We start from the raw sequence: 23643 nt of genomic DNA on the forward strand, positions 1-23643 counted from the left end.
TTGTGATTGATGACCAGACTGTGAACGCTTTTGATACTGCGGCCGGTTGCGGAGCTCGTCTTCGCCAGGCCCGGGAAGCGGCCGGACTGACCCTGGAGGCCGTGGGGCAGCAGCTGCGCATGCCGGTCCAGGTAGTGAAGTCCCTTGAAGAAGAGCAGTGGCAGCGCCTTGGCGCGCCGGTCTTCGTCCGTGGCCAGCTGCGCAGTTATGCCCGCCTGCTGAAGGTGGACATCGACGACATCCTCGAGCAGGCCCATATCGGGCCGATCGTGCCGCCACAGCTGGTCAGCCATACCCATACCCCGCGCGCCCGCCGCATTGCCGAGAGCCTGGGCCGTCGCGTCCTGTATGTCGGCATCACCGCGGTGCTGGCTGTGCCGGTCTGGTTCGCCACCCGGGGTCATTTCGATGGCACCGCCACCACCCCGAACACCGCGTCGCTGGATGTGATTCCGGCGGCGGTCCCGGTGGCCGGCGGTGACGCCCCGCAGGCGGCTGCACCGGCCACGGCCGAGACGGCCAAGCCATCGGCCCCGGCGTCGCCGTACCTGGCGTCGCTGACCCCGGTCCCGCGTCCGGCCGCCGCGCCGGCAGCGCCGGCTGGCGCCCTGAGCCTGCAGTTCAAAGGCGACAGCTGGGTGGATATTTCCGGGCCCGACGGCACCACCGTCGAAAAGGCCCTGATCAAGTCGGGCGAGACCCGCAGCTTCGCGCCAGGCCAGGTAGCCCGCATGGTGCTGGGCAATGCATCGGCGGTCGAGGTTCAGCAGGCCGGCACTATCGTCGACCTTTCGCCGTACCAGCGAGCCAACGTGGCACGCTTTACGGTATCCTCTGACGGCTCCGTGGTCCCAGTTTCGCACTGAGCCGCGTTTCCCCAATCCAATTCAAATAGCTCCTCCTCATGGGCGGGGCGAGAGTACGCATGGCGATCGACGACCTGCTCGACGAGCACGAACAAAGTGAACGCGTCCGCGGCTGGCTGCGGAAGAACGGTGTCAGCATCCTCGCTGGCGTAGCCATCGCGATCGGTGGCATCTGGGGCTGGAAAGAGTGGCAGACCCGGCACAGCAACAGCCTGGCCGGCGCCAACGTCCAGTACCAGATCGTCCTCAAGCGCCTGGAGGAAAAGGATCTGGAGCAGGCCGCCAAGGGTGTGAAGGACCTGGAAAGCGGCAAGGCCAACATCTACGCCGATCTGGCTGCCCTGCAGCTGGCCAAGGCCCAGGTTGATGCCGGCAAGAACGAAGACGCGCTGGCGACCCTGCGCGCGATCAAGGCCGACCCCGAATTCAAGCCGGTGATCGAGCAGCGCGTTGCGCGCCTGCTGGTGGCCACCGGCAAGACCGAAGATGCGATCAAGCAGCTCGGTACCGCGACCGACAGCGCCAGCCTGGAAATCCATGGCGATGCACTGATGGCGCAGGGCAAGCGTGATGCCGCCCGCGAGCAGTATGAGAAGGCGCTCAAGACGCTGGACGTGGCAGCGCCCCAGCGGCGCCTGCTGGAAACCAAGTTGACGGATGCCGGTGGCACCGTCACCGATCCTGCGGAGTCGGTGTAATGAATCAGATGGTCATGATCAAGCGCGTTGCCACGGTTGCCCTGTTGGGCATGGCCCTGACCGGCTGCAGCACGATGAAGGGCTGGTTCGCCGGCAAAGATGCCGCGGCCAAGAAGGCACTGGAACCGGCCGAGCTGGTGAAGTTCGATGCCACCGCGAAGGTCGACAGGATCTGGACGGCCAACGTCGGCAAGGGTGAGAAGCGCATCGGCGTCCGTCAGGGCCCGGTGGTCGCCGATGGTCGCGTCTACGCGGCCGCCATCTACGGTGGCGTGCATGCCATCGACCTGCAGACCGGCAAGAAGATCTGGACCTACGAACCGGCCAAGGTCAAGAAGCAGCCCAAGCTGCGTCTGTCCGGTGGCCCGGGCGTGGGTGACGGCCTGGTCGTCATCGGCACCCTGGATGGTGAAGTCATCGCGTTGAACGCGGCCGACGGCACTGAGAAGTGGCGTGCCAAGGTGCCGGGTGAAGTCATCTCCGCCCCGGCCGTGGGCCAGGGCTTGGTCTTCGTGCGCAGCAACGACGGTCGCGTGACCGGTCTGGATGCCGAGAACGGCACCCAGCGCTGGTTCAACCCGCGCGAGCTGCCGGCGCTGACCGTGCGTGGCAACGCGCCGGTCGTCACCGGCCCGGGCGTGCTGTTCATCGGCAACGACGACGGCTCCATCGCCGCGCTGGCCATGCAGGACGGCCGCACGCTGTGGGACCAGATGGTCGGCACCGGCGAAGGCCGTACCGAGCTGGAGCGCATGGCCGATATCGACGGCGCCCCGGTGCTGGAAGGCAATACGCTGTTCGTCAGCAGTTTCAAGAACCAGACCATGGCGATCGAAGGCCCGACCGGCCGTCCGCTGTGGGCACGTGATCATGGCGGCGCCGGTGGCGTGGCCCTGACCTCGGGCAATGTGTTCGTCACCGACAACAAGGGCGGCGTGTTCGGCCTGGACAAGGCCAGCGGTTCGGCCATGTGGTCGCAGACGGGCCTGGCCCGTCGTTCGCTGACCGGTCCGGTCATCCACGGCGATTACGTTGTGGTCGGTGATTACAAGGGGTATCTGCACTGGTTGCGGACCGATAACGGTGAGTTCGCGGCGCGCGCCAAGAGTGGCGGCGACGCCCTCCTGGCCCAGCCGGTAGCCGCCGATGGGATTCTGCTGGTGCAGAACGTTGATGGAAAGCTGACCGCGTTCCGGTTGGCACAATAAGGAGTTACCGCGATGCTGCCCTTGGTCGCCCTGGTTGGACGGCCGAATGTCGGCAAGTCCACGCTGTTCAATGCGTTTACCCGTACGCGCGACGCGCTGGTCCATGACCAGCCCGGCGTGACCCGGGACCGTAATTACGGTGTTTGTCGTCTTGATGAAGACCACCCGTTCCTGGTGGTCGATACCGGCGGTATCGCCGGTGAAGAAGAAGGTCTGGCCGGCGCTACCGCCCGCCAGGCCCGCGCCGCCGCCGCCGAGGCGGACCTGATCCTGTTCGTGGTCGATGCCCGTGAGGGCCCGATGGACGACGAGATCCTGTCCTGGCTGCGCAAGCTGGCCCGTCCGACCCTGCTGCTGATCAACAAGATCGACGGCATGAACGAAGACACCGTGCGTTCGGAATTTGCCCGTTACGGCTTCGGCGAAATGCTGACCGTTTCGGCCGCGCACCGTCAGGGCCTGGATGATCTGCTAGACGAGGTCGTGGAGCGGTTGCCGGAAGAGGGCACCACCGAGACCCTGGACACCGATCCGAACCGCATTCGCATCGCCTTCGTCGGGCGCCCCAACGTGGGCAAGTCGACGCTGGTCAATCGTCTGCTCGGCGAGGAGCGCATGATCGCCTCCGAAGTGCCCGGTACCACCCGTGATTCGATCGCGGTGGACATGGAGCGCGACGGGCGTGAGTACCGCTTGATCGATACCGCCGGACTGCGTCGCAAGGCGCGTGTCGAGGAAGTGGTCGAGAAGTTCAGCGTCATCAAGACGCTGCAGGCCATCGAGCAGTGCCAGGTCGCGGTGCTGATGCTGGATGCCTCCGAAGGCGTGACCGATCAGGACGCCAGCGTGCTCGGCGCGGTGCTTGATGCCGGCCGTGCGCTGGTGGTGGCGATCAACAAGTGGGATGGCCTGACCGATTACCAGCGCGAGCAAGCTGAAGCCCTGGTGTCGCGCAAGCTCGGCTTCGTGCCGTGGGCGGAAGTGGTGCGCATCTCGGCCAAGCACGGCTCGGGGCTGCGTGAGCTGTTCCGCTGCATCCATGCTGCGCACGCCTCGGCGACGCACGAATTCAGCACCAGCGAAGTCAACAAGGCGCTGGAAACGGCTTACGAGACCAACCCGCCGCCGGCGATCCGGGGTCACGTGTCCAAGCTGCGCTACGTGCATCCGGGCGGTTCCAACCCGCCGACCTTCATCGTCCACGGCACCCGTCTGAAAGACCTGCCGGAGTCGTACAAGCGCTATCTGGAGAACTTCTTCCGCAAGCGCTTCAAGCTGGTCGGCACGCCCGTGCAGTTCATCTTCCGCGAGGGTGTGAACCCGTACGAAGGCAAGAAGAACGTGCTCACCGAACGTCAGCTCAAGCGCAAGCGGCGCTTGATCAAGCACGTCAAGGGCAAGTGATGCAGAAAAGAGCCGGCGCAAGCCGGCTCTTCTCATTTGGGCTGCCGGAGCGCCCGTGCGCGATAATCCCCGCATGAGCACGATCCCCGAACTCACTCCGGCGCAGGCCCGCGAACGCCTCGCCCATGGCGCGCTGCTGATCGACATCCGCGAGGCGCACGAACGCGCCACCGGCATGGCCGAAGGCGCGCTCGGCATCGCCAAGGGCGATCTCCAGGCCGAGCCAGACGCCCACCTGCCGGCAGCCGACCGCGAGGTCGTCCTGATCTGTCAGAGCGGCAGGCGTTCGATGGAGGCCGCGGTTTTCCTGTCGGACCTGGGCTACACGAATGTCGCCTCCGTCCACGGCGGCACCACCGCCTGGCGCGGTGACGGCCTGCCCCTGGTGCAGCCGATGCAGAGCGATGCCGAGCGCGACTTCAACGAGCGTTACTCGCGTCATCTGCTGTTGCCGCAGGTCGGTATCGAAGGCCAGAAGACGCTGCTCGCTTCGCGCGTGCTGGTGCTCGGCGCGGGCGGCCTGGGTGCACCGGCGAGCTTCTACCTGGCCGCGGCCGGGGTAGGGCACCTGCGCATCGCCGATGACGACGTGGTGGACCGCAGCAACCTGCATCGGCAGATCATCCACACCGATGCCAGCGTCGGCGAGCCCAAGGTGCGCTCGGCGCGCGCACGCCTGCTCGCGCTCAATCCCTCGCTGGACGTGGAGGCCGTGCAGGCGCGGGTCACCTCGGACAACATCGATGCGCTGCTGGAGGGTGTCGACGTGGTCCTGGATGGTTCGGACAATTTCCCGCTGCGCTACCTGCTCAATGATGCCTGCCTCCAGCACCGCATCCCGCTGGTGTATGGCGCGGTGGAGCGCTTCACCGGCCAGGTCAGCGTGTTCGATGCCGGCCGCCAGCGCGGCACCGCGCCGTGCTACCGCTGCCTGTTCCCCGAGCCGCCGCCGCCGGAGTTTGCGCCCAACTGCTCGGAGGCGGGCGTGCTCGGCGTGTTGCCGGGCATGGTCGGCCTGCTGCAGGCCACCGAAGTGCTCAAGCTGCTGCTCGGCATCGGCGAGCCGCTGATCGGCCGCCTGCTCACCTTTGACGCGCTGGGCATGCGCTTCCGCGAGACGCGGCTGCGGCCCGACCCGGGTTGCCCGTTGTGCGCGCCTGGGCGCGACTTCCCCGGGTACATCGATTACGCGGCGTTCTGCAGCGCCTGAGGGGCCGCGTAGATCCACGCCCTGCGTGGATGCGGTTCGCCAGGGTCCACGTAGATCCACGCCCTGCGTGGATGCGTTGGCGAGGGGCCGCCAGGTCAGCGCAGCCACGCATGGCGTGGCTCTACCCCTGGGTTCGGTCGCGATTTCGGGACGATCTGGCATCCAGGTTCGATATCGTTCTGAATTCAGTACGATTAAACGCATCATCCGCGCTATTGCCCTTCCGCGCTTTGCCCTATCGTTGACCCATCTTGTGTAGTCCGGGGAAGCAACCGCATGGCGGTGGAAGCAGGTGCCAGTGAACTGGTGAAAGTAGTGGCGCTGCTGGGTGCGGCCGTGGTCATGGTGCCGCTGTTCCGCCGGCTTGGGCTGGGCTCGGTGCTGGGTTATTTCGCCGCCGGGCTGGCCATCGGCCCGTTCGGGTTCGGGTGGTTCTCCGATCCGCAGGCCATCCTGCATACCGCCGAGCTCGGCGTGGTGATGTTCCTGTTCGTGATCGGCCTGGAGATGCGGCCCTCGCATCTGTGGAGCCTGCGCAACGAGATCTTCGGTCTGGGCACACTGCAGATCGTGGTCTGCGGCACGGTGCTGACCGGCGTGTGCATGCTGCTCGGTTTCCCGTTGCCGGTGGCCTTCATCGGCGCGGCCGGTTTCGTGTTGACCTCCACCGCGGTGGTGATGCAGTTGCTCGCCGAGCGCGGCGACATCGCGCTGCCCACCGGCCAGAAGATCGTCTCGATCCTGCTGTTCGAAGACCTGCTGATCGTGCCGTTGCTGGCCGTGGTCGCCTTCATGGCGCCGGTGCACAGCGATGCGGGCGAGAGCTCGCGCTGGGTCACCGTGGGTATCGCCGCCGGTGCGATCGTCGGCCTGGTGCTGGTCGGCCGCTTCCTGCTCAATCCGCTGTTCCGCATCCTTGCTGCCGCCAAGGCTCGCGAAGTGATGACGGCGGCCGCGCTGCTGGTCGTGCTCGGCGCCGCGCTGCTGATGCAGCTGGGTGGCTTGTCGATGGCGATGGGCGCGTTCCTTGCGGGCGTGCTGCTCAGCGAATCCACCTTCCGCCATCAGATCGAAGCGGATATCGAGCCGTTCCGCGGCATCCTGCTCGGCCTGTTCTTCCTCAGCGTCGGCATGGCGCTGGACCTCACCGTGGTCGCCAACAACTGGCCGCTGATCGTCTCCGGTGTGTTCGCGCTGATGCTGGCCAAGGCGGTCTGCATCTACGTGGTCGCGCGGATTCTCGGCAGCGATCATCGCCAGGCGCTGGACCGCGGCGTGGTGATGGCGCAGGGTGGTGAGTTCGCGTTCGTGCTGTTCTCCGCCGCGGCAGTGGCCGGCGTGATCGACGTGCAGGTCAACGCCAACCTCACCGCGATCGTTGTGCTTTCGATGGCGCTGACGCCACTGTTCGTTTTGCTGCACGACAAGCTCATGCCGGATCGTGAAGTCTCGCTCGATGGCGTTGAAGAAGCCGACGGCCTGTCCGGCAGCGTGCTGCTGATCGGCTTCGGTCGCTTCGGCCAGGTGGCGAGCCAGTCGCTGCTGGCGCGCGATGTGGATGTGACCATCATCGACAACGACGTGGACATGATCCATAACGCCGAGCGTTTCGGGTTCAAGATCTACTACGGCGACGGCACCCGCCTGGATGTGCTGCATGCGTCTGGCGCGGGGTCCGCGCGTGCGATCGCGGTGTGCGTCAACAACGACCAGGATGCCGATCGCATCGTCGAACTGGTCACCCACGAGTTCCCCCAGGCCAAGCTGCTGGTGCGCTCGTTCGATCGCGAACATTCGCTGCGCCTGATCCATGCCGGCGTGGACTTCCAGATCCGCGAGACCTTCGAATCGGCCCTGCAGTTCGGCCAGGCCGCGCTGATGGAGCTGGGCGCGGATCCGGATGATGCGCGCGAGATCGCCGAGCAGATCCGCGAGCGGGATGCCGAGCGTTTCGAGCTGGAAATGGCCGGTGGCAGCCTGCGCGCAGGCGCGCACATGGTGTTCGGCAGCGCGTTGCCGGGCGTGCCGACGCCCACGCCGTTCACTGCACCCAAGCGCAAGGCGCGCACGCTCAATGCGGACCAGGTACCCGAAGAAGAATGAGGATGGTAGTGCCGGCCGCTGGCCGGTACCCAGGTGGCGCTGTCCGGGCGAGCGTGGCTGCCGGCCAGCGGCCGGCACTACCGGTGGGCGGGGCGGGCCGAATCGGGGACAATAGACGACCGTCGCCCCCACGCCTGCTGCCCTCGATGAGCTCACCGACTTCCGACACCGCTTCTTCCGCCCGCATTCTCGACGGCCGCCGCATCGCCGAAGACCTGCTGGACAGCCTCAAGGTCCGGGTCGATGCCCGCCTGTCTGCCGGTGGCAGCCGTCCGGGCCTGGCCGTGGTGCTGGTCGGTGGCGATCCGGCTTCGACCGTGTACGTGCGCAACAAGCGCCGCGCGGCCGAGAAAGTGGGCATCGAAGCCTTCGATTACGACCTGCCGGCCGGCACCACCGAGGCCGAACTGCTGACCCTGATCGACCAGCTCAACGCCGATCCCAAGATCCACGGCATCCTGGTCCAGCTGCCGCTGCCGGGCATCCCGGACGCCAACCGCCTGATCCACCGGATCGACCCGCGCAAGGACGTGGACGGCTTCCACCCGGAAAACGTCGGCCATCTGGCCCTGCGTGAGTTCGGCCTGCGCCCGTGCACCCCGCGCGGCATCGTGACCCTGCTGGGCCACACCGACCAGCCGGTGCGCGGCCGCAACGCAACCATCGTCGGTGTCAGCAACCATGTCGGCCGCCCGATGGGGCTGGAGCTGCTGATTGCCGGCTGCACCGTCACCAGTTGCCACAAATTCACCCCCAAGGACGTGCTGGAGCAGTCGGTGCGCAACGCCGACATCCTGGTGGTTGCGGTGGGCCGCCCGGGCATCGTCCCGGGTGAATGGGTCAAGCCGGGCGCCGTGGTGATCGACGTGGGCATCAACCGCCTGGATGATGGCCGCCTGGTCGGCGACGTCGGCTTCGAGGCTGCCGCCCAGCGCGCCAGCTGGATCACCCCGGTCCCGGGCGGGGTAGGGCCGATGACCGTGGCGACCCTGATGCAGAACACGATCGAGGCGGCCGAGGCGTTCTGACCCGGGTAGTGCCGGCCGCTGGCCGGCGCAGGCTGTGGCCGCGATCCCGGGCCCACCGACACCTGCCGCCCCTGCGGTCCTGGCCTGCTGCCCCTGGTAGAGCCGACCGTTGGTCGGCTGCTCTTGGCGCGGTGGCAGGTCGATCGAGAGGCAGCCGACCAACGGTCGGCTCTACCGTGTTCAGGCGGTGCCGGCGGAGGCAGCCGACCAACGGTCGGCTCTACCCCCCGCCCGTCGGCGCGACACAGCGTCGCATCTGACCCCTGCCAAAGACGCCCGAATCAGGGTAAAATGTCGCGCTTCCCCACATCTCGGGTATGCCGATGCTGCGCATCCAGGCTGAAGCTCTCACCTACGACGACGTCTCCCTCGTCCCCGCTCATTCCATCATCCTGCCCAAGGATGTCAGTCTGGAAACGCGCCTGACGCGCGACCTGCGGCTGAAGCTTCCGATCCTCTCGGCTGCCATGGATACCGTCACCGAAGCCCGCCTGGCCATCGCCATGGCCCAGCTCGGCGGCATGGGCATCATCCACAAGAATCTGAGCGTCGAGCAGCAGGCTGCCGAAGTCGCCAAGGTCAAGAAGTTCGAGGCCGGCGTCATCCGCGACCCGATCACCGTCGGCCCGGAAACCACCATCCGCGACGTGCTGGCCCTGACCCAGGCGCGCAACATCTCCGGTGTGCCGGTGGTGGACGGCGGCGGCCAGCTGGTCGGCATCGTCACCCACCGTGACATGCGCTTCGAGACCGAGCTGGACGATCCGGTCCGCCACATCATGACCAAGAAGGATCGCCTGATCACGGTCAAGGAAGGCGCGGCCTCCGATGAAGTGCTGCAGCTGCTGCACCGCAACCGCATCGAGAAGATCCTGGTCGTCAACGATGATTTCGCCCTGCGCGGCCTGATCACCGTCAAGGACATCCAGAAGAACACCGATTACCCGAACGCCGCCAAGGACACCGCCACCCGCCTGCTGGTCGGCGCGGCCGTCGGCGTCGGTGGCGATACCGACCGCCGGGTCGAGGCGCTGGTCGCCGCCGGGGTGGACGTGCTGGTGGTGGACACCGCGCACGGCCACTCGCAGGGCGTGCTGGACCGCGTCAGCTGGGTCAAGAAGCACTTCCCGCAGGTGCAGGTCGTCGGTGGCAACATCTGCACCGGTGAAGCCGCACTGGCGCTGCTGGACAGCGGTGCGGACGCGGTCAAGGTCGGCATCGGCCCGGGCTCGATCTGCACCACGCGCGTCGTCGCCGGTGTCGGCGTGCCGCAGATCACCGCGATCGACCTGGTCGCCGAGGCGCTGCAGGATCGCATCCCGCTGATCGCCGACGGTGGCATCCGTTACTCGGGCGACATCGGCAAGGCGCTCGCCGCCGGTGCCTCCACCATCATGATCGGTGGCCTGCTGGCCGGTACCGAGGAATCGCCCGGCGAGACCGAGCTGTTCCAGGGCCGCTCCTACAAGAGCTACCGCGGCATGGGCTCGCTGGCCGCGATGGAGAAGGGGTCCAAGGACCGCTACTTCCAGGACGCCTCCAGCGCCGACAAGCTGGTGCCCGAAGGCATCGAAGGCCGCGTGCCGTATCGCGGCCCGGTCGGCGGCATCATCCACCAGCTGATGGGCGGCCTGCGCGCCACCATGGGCTACGTGGGCTGCGGCACTGTCGATGACATGCGCACCAAGCCGAAGTTCGTCAAGATCAGCGGCGCCGGCCAACGTGAGAGCCACGTCCACGACGTGCAGATCACCAAAGAGCCGCCGAACTACCGCGCCTGATGCGGCGTGAGCAAAGAGGAACGAGGAAGCTGATTCCCGTTCCTCTTTCTCTATCGGCCGCCGGTAACGACGCTGTGTTTCCCGTATTTACTCCTGCATTGCCCGGGCACCATGACCAACATCCATAACGACAAGATCCTCATCCTCGATTTCGGCGCCCAGTACACCCAGCTGATCGCGCGCCGCATCCGCGAGCTCGGCGTGTACTGCGAGATCTGGGCATGGGACCACAACCCGGCCGACATCGCCGCGTTCGGCGCCAAGGGCATCATCCTGTCCGGTGGCCCGGAATCGACCACGCTGCCGGGCGCGCCTGCCGCGCCGCAGGAAGTGTTCGACAGCGGCCTGCCGATCTTCGGCATCTGCTACGGCATGCAGACCCTGGCCGCCCAGCTCGGTGGCGCCACCGAAGCGGCCGACCAGCGTGAGTTCGGCCATGCCGAAGTCAACGTCGTCGCCCCGGATGCGCTGTTCAAGGGCCTGAGCGACCACGGCGGCGAGCCGAAGTTGAACGTCTGGATGAGCCACGGCGACCACGTCTCCGTCGCGCCCCCGGGCTTCACCGTGACGGCCGTTACCGATCGCATCCCGGTAGCCGCGATGGCCAACGAAGAGAAGCGCTGGTACGGCGTGCAGTTCCACCCGGAAGTGACCCACACCCTGCAGGGCCAGGCGCTGCTGCGCCGCTTCGTGGTGGACGTGTGCGGCTGCGAAACCCTGTGGACCGCCGCCAACATCATCGACGACCAGATCGCCCGCGTGCGCGAACAGGTGGGCGATGACGAAGTGATCCTGGGCCTGTCCGGCGGCGTCGATTCGTCCGTCGTGGCCGCGCTGCTGCACAAGGCGATCGGCGACAAGCTGACCTGCGTGTTCGTCGACACCGGCCTGCTGCGCTGGCAGGAAGGCGACCAGGTGATGGCGATGTTCGCCGAGCACATGGGCGTCAAGGTGATCCGCGTCAACGCCGCCGACCGCTACTTCGCCAAGCTGGAAGGCGTGAGCGATCCGGAAGCCAAGCGCAAGATCATCGGCAACCTGTTCGTGGACATCTTCGATGAAGAATCCACCAAGCTGAAGAACGCCAAGTGGCTGGCACAGGGCACCATCTACCCGGACGTGATCGAGTCGGCCGGCAGCAAGACCGGCAAGGCGCATGTGATCAAGAGCCACCACAACGTGGGCGGCCTGCCGGAGCACATGAAGCTGGGTCTCGTGGAGCCGCTGCGCGAGTTGTTCAAGGACGAAGTGCGTCGTCTCGGCGTCGAACTCGGCCTGCCACGCAGCATGGTCTACCGCCACCCGTTCCCGGGCCCGGGCCTGGGTGTGCGTATCCTGGGCGAAGTGAAGCGCGAATACGCCGAACTGCTGGCCAAGGCCGATGCCATCTTCATCGATGAGCTGCGCAAGGCCGACCTGTACGACAAGACCAGCCAGGCGTTTGCCGTGTTCCTGCCAGTGAAGTCGGTGGGCGTGGTGGGCGATGCGCGCGCGTATGAGTGGGTGATTGCGCTGCGTGCGGTGGAGACCATCGATTTCATGACCGCGCATTGGGCGCACCTGCCGTATGACTTCCTGGGTACGGTGAGCAACCGGATCATCAATGAGTTGCGGGGGGTGTCGAGGGTGGTTTATGACATCTCGGGGAAGCCGCCGGCTACTATTGAGTGGGAATGAGTTGAAAGAACGAGGGCGCCGAAAGGCGCCCTTGTTGGAGAGGGTGAGCTGAGGCCGTTTTCATTTGTAGGATGGCATTTGCCATCCTAAGGTGTCCCAGGGCCTGTCTCACTGGCCTAGAATAAGGGGTAAACCTCCCTGAACTCGAGATTCGCGTGTTCCAGCGCACGGGCGGCTTGGTATTCGCGGCGATTGAAGCAGGAGGGGAAGTGGCCGACTGAATTGGGCCCATCGTAAGGGCATAGATGGTTCGTCTGGCCACATTAATTTGCTCCGCTTCTCTTTGGGAAGTGAGTATTCAGCGCGCTGGAATCCAGTTGCTCCAGTAGCTGGGGTGTGATTGGAGGAGTTCCTTGGCCTCCTGTCTGACTGCGTACTCCCGAGGAGAGCTTCAAGCGCATCACTGTTTTAAATCAGCAATCAAGCTGATATGAACGTCATAAGAAAGGCGCATTGTGAGCGAACAGAAATTCACCCTCAATCAGCTCGAGGGCCACCTCTGGGAGTCCGCCAACATCCTGCGCGGCCCGGTGGATGCGGCTGACTTCAAGACCTACATCTTCCCGCTGCTGTTCTTCAAGCGCATCTGTGATGTCTGGGACGAGGAGTACCAAGACATCGTGGACGAGACTGGCGACGAGCAACTGGCCTGGTTCCCGGAGTCGCATCGCTTCCAGATCCCGGAAGACAGCCACTGGAACGACGTTCGCACTAAGGCCAGCAATGTCGGGACGGCCCTACAGCGTGCGATGCGCGAAATTGAGAAGGCCAATCCCGAAACCCTGTACGGCGTATTCGGCGATGCCCAGTGGTCAAACAAGGAGCGGCTGTCCGATGCCTTGCTCAAGGACTTGATCGAGCATTTCTCCAAGCTGCCGTTCGGCAACACTAACGTCAATTCGGACCTGCTAGGCGATGCGTACGAATATTTGATCAAGAAATTCGCCGACGCCACCAACAAGAAGGCTGGCGAGTTCTATACCCCACGCAGCGTCGTGCGGCTGATGATCGACATGCTAGATCCCAAGGAGGCCGAGACCATCTACGACCCTGCTTGTGGTACCGGGGGCATGCTGCTGGCTGCCGTGCAGCACGTGAAGGAGCAGCATGGTGACGTCAAGCGGCTATGGGGCAAGCTCTATGGCCAGGAAAAGAACCTGACTACCTCCTCTATCGCTCGCATGAACCTGTTCCTGCACGGCATCGAGGATTTCCATGTGATGCGTGGTGACACTCTGCGCAGCCCGGCCTTCTTCGAAGGTGACCGTCTGGCCACCTTTGACTGTGTGATTGCCAATCCGCCGTTCTCGCTTGAGAAGTGGGGCGAGGAACTCTGGATCAACGATCCCTACGGGCGCAACTTCGCTGGCCTGCCGCCGGCATCCAGCGGTGACTTCGCGTGGGTGCAGCACATGGTCAAGTCAATGGCTGACGTCAGCGGCCGGATGGCCGTGGTACTGCCCCAAGGCGCCCTGTTTCGCAAAGGTGTGGAAGGCAGCATTCGCCAGAAGCTGCTGGAAATGGATCTGGTTGAGGCGGTGATCGGGTTGGCGCCCAACCTGTTCTACGGCACCGGCCTAGCTGCGTGCATCCTGGTCTTGCGCAAGCGCAAGCCGACCAAACACAAGAAGAAGGTGCTGATCGCTGATGCGTCGCGCCTGTTCCGTCGTGGGCGGGCGCAGAACTATCTGGAACCTGAGCACGCCGCCGAGATCCTCGGCTGGTATCGCGGCTTTGTTGACGTGCAGGACGCAGTCCGCTTAGTCAGTCTCGACGAGATCAAGGCCGAAGACTGGACGCTGAACATCCCGCGCTATGTCTTGCCGCCATTGCACGAAAACATCCCACCGCTGCCTGATGCTATCGCGACATTCAAGGACGCGCTCACCCGCTGCCGTGAAGCCGAAGAGCGGCTCGCGCAGGTCATGACTGAAGGGGGATGGCTGAAGTGAGTTCGGACCGCCCATTCAAAGACAACAGGATATTTACTGAAGAATTAGCTAATGCTGCGCGCTCTCGATTGAAGGAAAAGTTTGCCCAGATGGAACAAGAGAAAGCTTGCAGCACCAAACGCATCAGCCATCAAGAACTCGAAAGCTATCTCTGGGGCGCAGCCGTGCTGCTTCGCGGCCTCATCGACGCCGGCGACTACAAGCAGTTCATCTTCCCGTTGCTGTTCTACAAGCGCGTGTCGGATGTGTGGGAGGAGGAATACCAGGCGGCTCTAGCCAGCTCGAAGGGCGACCTCTCGTATGCACAGTTCGCCGAGAACCACCGCTTCCAGATCCCCCAAGGCGCTCACTGGACCGATGTGCGTCAGACGCCGAAGAACGTGGGCGCAGCCATCCAGAAAGCCATGCGCGTCATCGAAACGGCCAACCCGGACCTGCTCGACGGCATCTTCGGCGATGCGGCCTGGACCAATCGCGAGCGCCTGCCTGATGAAACGCTGAAAAATCTGATCGAGCACTTTTCGACCCAGACACTATCCGTGGCCAACGTCCCCGAGGACGAGTTGGGCAACGCCTACGAGTACCTGATCAAGAAGTTCGCGGACGATTCCGGCCATACGGCTGCCGAGTTCTACACGAATCGCACCGTCGTGCACCTGATGACGCAACTCCTGGCGCCTCAGGCGGGCGAGTCGATCTACGACCCCACTTGCGGTACCGGCGGCATGCTGATCTCGGCGCTGGACGAAGTGAAGCGCTCGGGTGGCGAATACCGCACGCTCAAGCTTTACGGGCAAGAGCGCAATCTCATCACCTCATCCATCGCCCGCATGAACCTGTTCCTGCACGGCGTGGAGGACTTCGAAATCATCCGGGGCGACACCCTGGCCGAACCCAAGCACATCGAAGGCGACCGCTTGCGTCAGTTCGATGTGATCCTGGCCAACCCGCCATACTCCATCAAGCAGTGGAATCGCGAGGCCTGGAGCAGTGACAGGTGGGGCCGCAACTCGCTTGGCACGCCGCCGCAAGGTCGCGCCGATTACGCCTTCCAGCAGCACATCCTGACCAGCCTCACCGCCAAGGGGCGTAGTGCTGTGCTCTGGCCGCACGGCGTGCTGTTCCGTAACGAAGAACAGGCCATGCGCGCCAAGATGGTCGAGCAAGACTGGGTGGAAGCGGTCATCGGCCTGGGTCCCAACCTGTTCTACAACTCCCCGATGGAGTCGTGCATCGTCATCTGCAACCGCAAGAAGGCCGCCGATTGCAAGGGCAAGGTGATCTTCATCGACGCGGTGAGCGAGGTCAGCCGGGAGCGGGCGCAGAGCTTTCTGAAGCCCGAGCATCAACAGCGCATCCTGACCGCCTACAAGACCTTTGAAGATGCGCCTGGATTCGCCAAGGTCGCCACCCTGACCGAAATCGGCGCCAATGCGGGCAATCTCTCGATTCCACTGTACGTGAAGCGCGCTGCCGCCATCGTTGCCACCGACAGCAATGGCGACGCGGTTTCGCCGCGTTCAGCCTGGGATCAATGGCAAACCGATGGTCGCATCTTCTGGCAACAGATGGACGCGCTGGTGGAAACGCTGGATAGCCTTTCCAAGGCTGAGGACACCCAATGAAGCTCCAAACAATTCGGCTGTCGAACTTCCGGTCATTCGGTGAAGATCCCACTGAAATCACGCTCGAAGACATCACCTACCTGATTGGCCCGAATGGCTCAGGTAAAACGGCTGCACTGCAGGCCTTGTGCCGACTCTTCGCCTTCGACCCGTCGCTGCGCAGGATTCTGCGTTCAGATTTCCATGTGCCCAGCAGTGAAGAAGAAGCGCCAGACGAACGACACCTCTGGATCGAGGCCGACTTCCTTTTTCCTGAGCTGGCAGAAGATGCAGACAACACGACCGTTGCCCCAAACTTTGCGCACATGCGACTGGACGAGCCCGACGGTATTCCGCGCGTTCGTTACCGTCTCAGTGCAACCCTGGGAGCAGATGGCGATATCGAAGAATCCATGGCGTATGTACTGGACCTGGATGCTGACGGTGAGCCACTCAGTACTGCGCAAGTCCCGCGCGCCGAGCGTAACCATATCCACGTTCACTATCTTCCGGCACAGCGTGATCCTGCCAGCCACATCGCATACGGCGCCAACGCCCTTCTAGGAAGGATGCTTCGCGCAGTGAAATGGGATGCCGAGCGCGACGCGATTAAAGCGCTGACCGATCAGATCAGTGACAGCTTGGCGGCAAATCCGTCGGTCAATACACTGAGCGAGAGCCTGAAAACGACTTGGGCCGCGCTGCACAAAGGCAAGTTCTTTGCCGATCCGAAGATCACCTTTGTGGCCTCTGAGATCGAAGCCTTGCTTCGCCACATGTCAGTCTCATTTTCCCCTGGACACGATGAGAGTCTGGTCGATTTTTCCAGGCTGAGCGATGGTCAGAAGTCGATGCTTTACCTCTCTCTCGCACTATCGTCTCAAGCCATTGGGCGTGCCGTGCTCGCCGGGCAAGACACATCGTTTGACCCAGATAAATTGCGCCCTCCTATCTTCACGCTAGTAGCTGTTGAAGAGCCTGAGAACAGCCTCTCCCCGCACTACCTGGGACGCATCGTTAGTTCCTTGAACACCATGGTTCAACACCCGGACGCGCAAGCACTCATCGCCACGCATGCACCGTCAATGCTGCGACGAGTCGCGCCAGAGTACATCCGCTATCTGCGGCTGACCGAAGCACGGCAATCACGCGTCACAGACATTCAGTTGCCCGAATGCACTGACGAAGCGCACAAATTCGTGCGGGAAGCCGTCCAAGCATTTCCGGAGATCTATTTCTCGCGTTTAGTCGTATTGGGCGAAGGCGATAGCGAAGAGATCGTGTTGCCACGCCTGCTGCAGGTCAAAGGTGCGCCAGTTGATGAATCAGCAGTCACGATTGCGCCTCTGGGGGGCAGGCACGTCAATCACTTCTGGCGCCTGCTCTCGGCTTTGCAAATCCCATATCTGACACTGCTTGATCTGGATGTGGCTCGTTACGCCGCTGGCTGGGGGCGGATCAAGTACGTTAATGATCAACTTGGAAAGTTTCGGCCGGAACAGAAGCTGCCCAAAAACCACGGGATCCCGAAGTGGGATTCAAAAAAATACATGGTCCGGGATTACGATGGCTATCTTGAGGAGCTTGAGGAAAGAGGTGTGTACTTCTCGTATCCCATGGACCTCGACTTCGCTATGCTGCTTTCATTCCCCGATGCCTACGGCGTCGAAGCGGATGAGCCGGATGAATCAACGATCAAGGCTGTGCTTGGGAAAAGCTATAATGACGCGAGCCAGTACAGTGAAGACGAACTAAAAATGTTCAGTACCTATCACCAGCGGTTCAAACTCGGCAGCAAACCGGCAGCCCACATCGAGGCACTGGCCCAACTGACGAATGCAGGGCTGCTGGAGGACATGCCCGCATCACTGAGCAGGCTGGCTGATGCCGTTAGCGCCAAGCTGGCAGAGCTGCCCGAGTGATTTCTATTGACGCTTGGCAGCCTGCAGATGGGCTGACGCTCGAGCCGAATGCACTGCTTGCCGCTATAGAGCAGGAGCGTTGCTTGGCACTCACGGCTGGGCCAGGCGCAGGGAAAACCGAGATGCTGGCGCAGCGAGCGGATTTTCTCCTGCGCACAGGCACGTGCAGATATCCCAAGCGAATTTTGGCGATTTCGTTCAAGGTGGATGCCAGTAAAAATCTGAAGGAACGTGTGCAGCGCCGTTGTGGCTCTGAGCTCGCTTCCCGCTTTGACAGTCACACCTTTCATGCTTTCGCCAAACGCATCATTGATCGTTTTCGCCCCGTGCTGACTGGCGAGAATGCTCTCGAGCCTGGCTACACGCTAGGGAAACCCAAGGAGGCTCATAAGAAAATCGACTTTGATGATCTGGTGCCTCTCGCCATTCAGATACTCAAAACATCGAAGCTTCCGCGGAATGCTATTCGTCAGACCTACAGCGACGTTTTCCTTGATGAATTCCAAGACTGCACTGGCCAGCAATACGAACTCGTGAAGCTTGCCTTTCAGGGTACGAACATACGGCTGACAGCTGTCGGCGATACTAAGCAGAAGATCATGGGCTGGGCCGGTGCACTCGATGGCATCTTCCAGACCTTTGCAACCGATTTTTCGGCGACTCCGCTCAATATGTACCGCAACTTTCGCTCGAAACCGCGACTGTTGCGCTTGCAGAACGAAATCATTCGCGTGCTTGACCCCACATCGGTCATGCCGGAAGAGAAAATTTCCGGGGATGGAGGAGTGGTCCTCGCTTGGGGCTTCGAAGACAGCCGACAAGAGGCTGAATACCTAGCAGATCGGATCGGCGAGTGGATTGATCACGAACTCGTCCCACACTCGGAGATCGCTGTGCTGATCTCAAAGCAACCGGATCTCTACGCCAACCATCTGATTGCGGCGCTAGACGCCAAAGGTATTCCCTACCGCAACGAACAACAGCTGCAAGATATCGCCACCGAACCCGCAGCGCGCTTGGTCGTCGATTACCTGTCGTGCATCTACGGCAAGCGTGAGCCCAAGGCATGGGTGCGGCTGATGAACTTGCTGGTGCCTTTTGCCGATGACGAAATCCAGACCAGTATCCGCCGGGACTTTGATCGTCTAATCAAGGCGCAGCGCAAGAGCGCATCACTTCTGGAATTGATTGATGAGCCCTACTCAGGTTGGTGGGAGTCGGCGAGAGGGTTTTTGAATAGTATTCCGCATGAAACATTGGTAGCACTCTCGCCCGACTACGAGTCGCAAGATCGGCTCAAAGCGGTCGTACGCGATACCAAGGTGCGTATCGAAGAACTGCTTGAAATTGTGCCGGAATTGCCCAGGGCGCTTGAGCGTTTTGTGGATGAAAAGGCGGTGCGCATTCTGACAATCCACAAGAGCAAAGGCCTGGAGTTCGATTCGGTCATCATCCTCGGTGTTGAGAATCAGACGTTTTGGGGCAAGCCTGACGAAGAACGCTGTGGTTTCTTCGTAGGAGTTTCGCGAGCGAAGCGGCGGCTGGTTGTCACCATGAGCAAGCTACGGGAAGCCCCGCCCTCCAAACCACATCGCTGGCAGGAAAAACGAAATGCGCACAAGGAGTTCTTCGATTACGTCACGCCGTTTGTGAGTGCAGAAAATGAAGAATGAATTCTTGAAACCCGGCTGGCGTCGGGTGAAATTCGGCGACGTGGTGCGCCTCTCGAAAGCCCGCAGTCAAGATCCGTTGGCGGATGGCATTGAATGCTATGTCGGTCTGGAACATCTCGAACCAGGGGACTTGCGCATCCGCAGTTGGGGCAACGTCGCTGACGGCGTGACCTTCACCAGCGTGTTTCAACCGGGGCAGGTGCTGTTCGGTAAGCGACGTGCTTACCAGCGGAAGGTGGCTGTGGCGGATTTCTCCGGTGTGTGCTCCGGTGATATCTATGTATTGGAAACCAAGGATGCGCAGGTCTTGCTGCCTGCGCTGGTGCCGTTCATCTGCCAGACCGACGCCTTCTTCGATCACGCCGTGGGTACGTCGGCAGGCTCCTTGAGCCCCCGGACTAACTGGGCAAGTTTGGCTGATTTCGAGTTCGCCCTACCGCCGCAGGATGAGCAAGAGTCACTTGTAAGGCTACTGCGCACTGCGACGGATGCCGCTCAAACTCAAGAAAGCAGTATAAAAGCAGCGGAGGGGTTACTCCAGTCGTTCAAGAACGAAGCGATTGGAAATAATGCTGTGGGCGTAGCCGAAGATGTCCTTCTTGGAGATATACTACTGGGGTCCCCTGATAGCGGTTGCAGTGCTCCGCCGAGAGACGCAGACACAGGTTATTTCGTCCTGGGACTTGCTGCGCTATCGCGGCATGGTTACGTGACGGGCGACTTCAAACCTGTGGAGCCGACCAGAAAAATGCTTTCAGCAAAACTGTCAAAAGGTGATTTGCTCATTTCGCGTTCCAACACACCGGACAGGGTTGGCTATGTCGGAATTTTCGATGACGAACGAGATGATGTATCGTTTCCAGACACGATGATGCGGTTGAGACCGAGGCCGGCCGTGATTGATCCGATTTACTTAGAGGCCGTTCTTCAGACGACTTCCGCCCGCGAGTTTCTGATGCGAATTGCGGCAGGAACAAGTGCGAGCATGAAGAAGATCAATCGTGCCAATTTGCTGAAAATGCCCATTAGGCTTCCGAGTCTTGATGCTCAGCGTGCTGCACTTGAGCAGCTACATCGCCTAAGGGCAACCGTGCTCCTGCAGCGCGGACGACTGGTTGCAACCCGCTCGCTCGTTACACAAATTTCTGCGGCAGCGTTGGCTGGATGGCAAAGAAATGTTTAACGAGGCCAACACCGTCGAAGCCTACGTCCGTGATCTGCTCGCCGGCCAGGTCAAGGCAGTCCCAGCCAACTCCGTCCAGGAACCTCAAGCCAGCTACGGCCCCAGTCCCAAAGGTATCGGCTGGCGCTACGCCGCCTTGGCTGAGGTACCGCGCCAGATTCAGGAAGTGCTGGTCGAGACCTGGTTGCGCGAGGCGCTGATCCGTCTGAACCCGGAGATTGCCGCTCAGCCCGACCGAGCCGATGAAGTGCTCTACAAGCTGCGCGCCATCGTGTTGTCGGTGCGCTCGGATGGCTTGATCCGCGCCAACGAGGAAATGACCGCCTGGATGCGTGGCGAGCGATCGATGCCCTTCGGCGCCAACAACGAGCATGTGCCGGTACGGTTGATTGACTTGGATGATCTGGCGCAGAACCAGTACATCGTCACCCAGCAGTTCATCTACCGCGCAGGCCCAACTGAGCGTCGTGCCGATCTGGTGTTGTTGGTAAACGGTCTGCCGCTGGTGCTGATAGAGGCCAAGACGCCAGTCAAGAAGTGCATCAGCTGGGTCGATGGCGCGGTGCAGGTGCACGACGACTACGAGAAGGTCGTGCCTGAGCTTTTCGTTTGCAATGTGTTCTCGGTGGCCACTGAGGGCAAGGCCTACCACTACGGCTCAATCGGCCTGCCAGTCAAGGATTGGGGGCCGTGGCATCTGGATCGCAATGGGGAGGATGGTCAGTACCACCCGATGAAGTCGCTCAAGCTGGCCGCTGAGAGCATGTTGCGCCCACATGTGGTGCTGGACATCCTCGGCAGCTTTACCTTGTTCGCCAATAACAAGAAGAAGCAACGCATTAAGATCATTTGCCGCTACCAGCAGTTTGAAGCGGCAAATAAGCTCGTCGAGCGCGTGTTGGCAGGTTACCCCAAGAAAGGACTGATCTGGCACTTCCAAGGCTCGGGCAAGTCACTGCTGATGGTGTTCGCCGCGCAGAAGTTACGCATGCATGCCGGCCTGAAGAACCCGACCGTATTGATCGTGGTGGATCGGATCGATCTCGATAGCCAGATCACCGGCACATTCACCGGAGCGGACATTCCCAACCTGGAAAAGGCGGACAGCCGCGAGAAGCTGCAGCAACTGCTGGCGCAGGATGTGCGCAAGATCATCATTACGACGATCTTCAAGTTCGGCGAGGCCACAGGCAGCCTGAACGACCGCAGCAACATCATCGCCCTGGTGGACGAGGCGCATCGCACTCAGGAAGGTGACTTGGGCCGAAAGATGCGCGAGGCGCTGCCCAACGCTTTCCTGTTCGGCCTGACCGGTACGCCGATCAATCGTGCCGATCGCAACACCTTCTACGCCTTTGGCGCCGACGAGGACGAGAAAGGCTACATGAGCCGGTATGGCTTCGAGGAGTCGATCCGCGACGGTGCCACGCTGAAACTGCACTTCGAGCCCCGCTTAATCGATCTGCGCATCGACAAGGCCGCGCTGGACGCTGCCTACAAAGACCTGACCGGCGGCCTGTCGGATCTCGACAAGGACAACCTCGCGAAGACCGCCGCCAAGATGGCCGTGCTGGTAAAGACGCCCGAACGTATCCGCAAGGTGTGCGAGGACATCGTCGAGCATTTCCAGACCAAGGTGGAGCCCAACGGCTTCAAGGGCCAGATCGTCACGTTCGACCGCGAGTCCTGCCTGCTATTTAAGACTGAGCTGAACAAGCTGCTGCCGCCCGAGGCCACGGACATCGTGATGTCGGTGCAGGCATCAGACAAGAAGGAGCATCCAGAGTACGCGGCCTATGACCGTTCACGCGATGAGGAAGAGCGGCTGCTTGATCGCTTCCGCGATCCGGCAGATCCGCTGAAGCTGATCATCGTCACGGCCAAACTGCTGACGGGCTTCGATGCGCCCATTCTGCAGGCGATGTACCTGGACAAGCCGCTGCGCGACCACACACTGTTGCAGGCCATCTGCCGGGTGAACCGCACTTACTCCCAGCAGAAGACCCACGGCCTGATCGTGGACTACCTCGGCATCTTCGATGATGTGGCAGCAGCGTTGGAGTTCGACGACCAGAGCGTCAAGCAGGTGGTCAGCAACATCCAGGAGTTGAGGAACGAGCTGCCTGGGGCGATGCAGAAATGCCTGGCGTTCTTCGCCGGCTGCGACCGCACCCTGCAGGGTTATGAGGGCCTGATTGCCGCGCAGCAGTGCCTGCCCAGCAATGAGGCGCGAGACAGCTTTGCCGCCGAGTACAGCGTGCTCAGCAAGATCTGGGAGGCGCTGTCACCGGACGCCGTACTGGGCCGCTTCGAAAAGGACTATAAGTGGTTGTCGCAGGTGTACCAGTCGGTACAACCGTCCAGTGGTCACGGCAAGCTGATCTGGCATTCGCTGGGTGCCAAGACCATCGAGCTGATCCACCAGAACGTGCATGTGGACGCCGTGCGGGATGATCTCGACACCCTGGTGCTGGACGCTGATCTGCTGGAGGCCGTGCTGTCGAATCCCGACCCGAAGAAAGCCGAGGAACTCGAGATCAAGCTCAAGCGTCGGCTGCGCGGGCATGGCGGCAATCCCAAGTTCAAGCAACTATCGGAGCGGCTTGATGCGCTGAAAGACCGCTTCGAGTCCGGTCAGATCAGCAGCGTCGAGTTTCTGAAGCAGTTGCTGGAAATCGCCAAGGAGACGTTGCAAGCCGAGAAGGATATCGGGCCCGAAGAGGACGAAGTTCGTGGTAAGGCCGCGCTTACCGAGCTTTTTAACGAGATCAAGACTCCTGAGACGCCCATCATCGTCGAACGCGTTGTCTCGGATATTGACGAGATCGTGCGGCTTGTTCGCTTTCCGGGCTGGCAAAGCACGCAAGCAGGCGAGCGTGAGGTCAAGAAAGCGCTACGAAAGGCTCTCTTCAAGTATAAGTTGCACGCGGATGAAGAGCTCTTCGACAAGGCCTATAGCTATATAAAGCAGTACTACTAATGTTTACAGGTGTCTTCGAATGAGGCCTTGCTAGCATAATCGGGCTGGCTGTAAGAATGCTCTACTGGTTTAGGTGAGTAGCCATTTGGTTGAACGGGTGACGCATGTTGCATGTGGACCTGGATTAGCCAAAGCGACTTGCAACCAATATGCGTTATGCGAGGGTATTCGGTCGCTGGGGATAAGGAGATCTGGAAGCTGATATCTCTGGCTTTGATGTCCTTGATAGTCCTAGCTCCTCATCGTGAAGGCTTACGCAGGCTGGGGCAGCTAGAGGCTTTGGGCCGTGAAAATGGTTGGGATCTGCGCTACGCCCAGAGGGTTACTTCCTGACCTCTGGTTCTCTCGTTGACG

Annotated in this window: 15 protein-coding genes; all 15 read left to right on the forward strand. The window is 61.9% G+C overall.

Going from position 1 to position 23643, the window contains the following annotated elements; all coding sequences use genetic code 11:
• Nucleotides 1-2: 2 nt before the first annotated feature.
• The 15 genes from OC373_RS08235 (at nt 3) to OC373_RS08305 (ending at nt 23289) form a co-directional block, all read left to right on the forward strand.
• Nucleotides 3-866: a RodZ domain-containing protein gene (locus tag OC373_RS08235; protein ID WP_070427201.1), complete on the forward strand. Its 864-nt coding sequence runs from the start codon at nt 3-5 to the stop codon at nt 864-866.
• 59 nt (nt 867-925) lie between these two features.
• Entirely contained in the window at nt 926-1564 is a 639-nt protein-coding gene (locus tag OC373_RS08240) for a tetratricopeptide repeat protein (RefSeq protein ID WP_261997447.1), read from the forward strand.
• The gene (gene bamB, locus OC373_RS08245; protein WP_070427202.1) at nt 1564-2772 is read left to right on the forward strand and encodes an outer membrane protein assembly factor BamB; all 1209 of its coding nucleotides are present in this window, start codon (nt 1564-1566) and stop codon (nt 2770-2772) included. The genes OC373_RS08240 and bamB overlap by 1 nt, the downstream gene beginning before the upstream one ends.
• Nucleotides 2773-2784: 12 nt before the next feature.
• Nucleotides 2785-4176 (forward strand): ribosome biogenesis GTPase Der, encoded by a 1392-nt coding sequence (der, locus tag OC373_RS08250; protein ID WP_019183084.1) that lies wholly within the window; start codon nt 2785-2787, stop codon nt 4174-4176.
• Between the two features lie 73 nt (nt 4177-4249).
• The gene (gene moeB, locus OC373_RS08255; RefSeq protein ID WP_261997448.1) at nt 4250-5386 is read left to right on the forward strand and encodes a molybdopterin-synthase adenylyltransferase MoeB; all 1137 of its coding nucleotides are present in this window, start codon (nt 4250-4252) and stop codon (nt 5384-5386) included.
• Between the two features lie 276 nt (nt 5387-5662).
• Complete coding sequence (locus OC373_RS08260; protein WP_261997449.1) at nt 5663-7489, forward strand: monovalent cation:proton antiporter-2 (CPA2) family protein; 1827 nt, start codon at nt 5663-5665, stop codon at nt 7487-7489.
• A 146-nt stretch (nt 7490-7635) separates the two neighbouring features.
• Nucleotides 7636-8517 carry a bifunctional methylenetetrahydrofolate dehydrogenase/methenyltetrahydrofolate cyclohydrolase FolD gene (folD, locus tag OC373_RS08265; RefSeq protein WP_261997450.1) on the forward strand — a complete coding sequence of 294 codons (882 nt, stop codon included), beginning with the start codon at nt 7636-7638 and terminating at the stop codon, nt 8515-8517.
• A gap of 323 nt (nt 8518-8840) precedes the next feature.
• Nucleotides 8841-10298, forward strand: a complete 1458-nt coding sequence (gene guaB / locus OC373_RS08270) for an IMP dehydrogenase (protein WP_046273777.1) — start codon at nt 8841-8843, stop codon at nt 10296-10298.
• 111 nt (nt 10299-10409) lie between these two features.
• Nucleotides 10410-11975, forward strand: coding sequence for a glutamine-hydrolyzing GMP synthase (gene guaA / locus OC373_RS08275; protein WP_261997451.1), 1566 nt, complete (start codon nt 10410-10412; stop codon nt 11973-11975).
• 455 nt (nt 11976-12430) lie between these two features.
• Complete coding sequence (locus OC373_RS08280) at nt 12431-13927, forward strand: class I SAM-dependent DNA methyltransferase (protein WP_180864529.1); 1497 nt, start codon at nt 12431-12433, stop codon at nt 13925-13927.
• On the forward strand, nt 13915-15552 hold the full coding sequence (locus OC373_RS08285) for a class I SAM-dependent DNA methyltransferase (RefSeq protein ID WP_261997452.1): 1638 nt from the start codon (nt 13915-13917) through the stop codon (nt 15550-15552). Before OC373_RS08280 ends, OC373_RS08285 begins: the two co-directional genes overlap by 13 nt.
• Nucleotides 15549-17453 carry an AAA family ATPase gene (locus tag OC373_RS08290; protein ID WP_261997453.1) on the forward strand — a complete coding sequence of 635 codons (1905 nt, stop codon included), beginning with the start codon at nt 15549-15551 and terminating at the stop codon, nt 17451-17453. Before OC373_RS08285 ends, OC373_RS08290 begins: the two co-directional genes overlap by 4 nt.
• Nucleotides 17450-19126, forward strand: a complete 1677-nt coding sequence (locus OC373_RS08295) for an ATP-dependent helicase (RefSeq protein WP_261997454.1) — start codon at nt 17450-17452, stop codon at nt 19124-19126. The genes OC373_RS08290 and OC373_RS08295 overlap by 4 nt, the downstream gene beginning before the upstream one ends.
• Nucleotides 19116-20309: a restriction endonuclease subunit S gene (locus OC373_RS08300; protein WP_261997455.1), complete on the forward strand. Its 1194-nt coding sequence runs from the start codon at nt 19116-19118 to the stop codon at nt 20307-20309. The genes OC373_RS08295 and OC373_RS08300 overlap by 11 nt, the downstream gene beginning before the upstream one ends.
• Nucleotides 20302-23289, forward strand: coding sequence for an HsdR family type I site-specific deoxyribonuclease (locus tag OC373_RS08305; RefSeq protein WP_261997456.1), 2988 nt, complete (start codon nt 20302-20304; stop codon nt 23287-23289). The genes OC373_RS08300 and OC373_RS08305 overlap by 8 nt, the downstream gene beginning before the upstream one ends.
• Nucleotides 23290-23643 lie beyond the last annotated feature (354 nt).

Source organism: Stenotrophomonas sp. Ste96 (assembly GCF_024519495.1).
Taxonomy (GTDB): domain Bacteria; phylum Pseudomonadota; class Gammaproteobacteria; order Xanthomonadales; family Xanthomonadaceae; genus Stenotrophomonas; species Stenotrophomonas bentonitica_A.